We start from the raw sequence: 1,158 nt of genomic DNA, 5'->3' as shown, positions 1-1,158 counted from the left end.
ATTTCCCTAAATTTCTTTTGAGACAATTCGGAAATAAATCATATACTTGTTTTTCATTTTGTTCTCCATACTTTAAAATGATCTTGTATCAAATTAAAGTATCTTGAGATATTAAAATGTGATGCTTGATATTTTTAGCTAAAATGACCTATGATTTTCCTAAGCCATTTCAATAAAGCTTTATACAAATTTTCATTCTTAACTTTGTTCTTATATATAAATTCAGTTTTTTTAAGTGTAAGTAGAAAAATTTCCTTGTCGTGAAATTGACCTAAGCTAGCCTTTGTAAGGCTTCTTATACTACACAACTGTAAGAACACGAAATAAAAACATTATGTCCTTGATATGATCTCGTCCGTTTATAAGCTCAAATTTGGTGTGTTTTACTAGCTAATGAACCTTCGCTTCTTTCTTTTTGTAGTAATTCTTTGCCATATTCAATCCCTTTTTGATTTGCTATTATATCAGCACAACTAAATCCATACAAACTAGCACCCTCACCAGCGGTTTTATAAGAAATTTTGTCAAGTTCATAAATATCACTCCTCATCGCTATACGCTCTTGGGTGGCAATTTCTAGATAAACACACAAGATATATGTCAATATCCTCATCGTTGCGTAGAGTAGTAAGCCCACCAACACTTTCTAAATCCCATATTTTATCATCAAATCTTACTTTGCCACGATATATACATCCATCTCCACTATAATAATGCAAACTCCACACAACGATGTGCTTGTGTAAATAATCTTGCATTTGTTTGGCATTTTTTGGCAAAGATTGCAAATCTTTACAATGTTTTAATGCTTCTTCATCGCTCAATCCGCTATTTTCCCAATTTATCTCTGTGTTTATCTCAAGTACTTCTATTGTTTCTTTGCTCCAATTTTTTGCATAAGGTGGCAAATATGGTGTTAAATTTTCAGCAAAGCTAAATGCGATACACAACAAAAACAATGCTAACATTTTAGTCTTTGTCATATAATCCATCTGCTTCACCTCCGGTTTTTTGTGGTGAAATATCGTTATGTTTATAAACATCATCATCGGTGAGGCCATATTCAGCTTTCAAAATATCCACCAAATGTTTTATTGAAACTTTTTGCTCTTGTGCTGCCTCTTCCCATTTTCCATTATATTGTGTATAATTAAGTCC

Annotated in this window: 2 protein-coding genes and 1 pseudogene; all 3 read right to left on the bottom strand. The window is 32.0% G+C overall.

The features are described from left to right. Positions 1 to 367 precede the first annotated feature (367 nt). The gene (locus tag DMC01_RS12520) at positions 368 to 550 is read right to left on the bottom strand and encodes a hypothetical protein (protein WP_142694513.1); all 183 of its coding nucleotides are present in this window, start codon (positions 548 to 550) and stop codon (positions 368 to 370) included. Further along, positions 540 to 983, bottom strand: a complete 444-nt coding sequence (locus tag DMC01_RS12515) for a hypothetical protein (protein ID WP_142694512.1) — start codon at positions 981 to 983, stop codon at positions 540 to 542. The genes DMC01_RS12520 and DMC01_RS12515 overlap by 11 nt, the downstream gene beginning before the upstream one ends. Next, positions 970 to 1,158, bottom strand: a pseudogene (locus tag DMC01_RS14105) (N-acetylmuramoyl-L-alanine amidase); the annotation flags it as partial. The pseudogene DMC01_RS14105 and the gene DMC01_RS12515, both read right to left, overlap by 14 nt.

It is taken from the genome of Campylobacter troglodytis (assembly GCF_006864425.1).
GTDB lineage: Bacteria > Campylobacterota > Campylobacteria > Campylobacterales > Campylobacteraceae > Campylobacter_D > Campylobacter_D troglodytis.
This window is presented reverse-complemented; position numbering and strand designations above follow the sequence as displayed.

Excerpts from the sequence above, each read along its gene's own strand:
- DMC01_RS12520 (WP_142694513.1), bottom strand. The coding sequence starts at position 550 with ATGAGGAGTGATATTTATGAACTTGACAAAATTTCTTATAAAACCGCT.
- DMC01_RS12515 (WP_142694512.1), bottom strand. The coding sequence starts at position 983 with ATGACAAAGACTAAAATGTTAGCATTGTTTTTGTTGTGTATCGCATTT.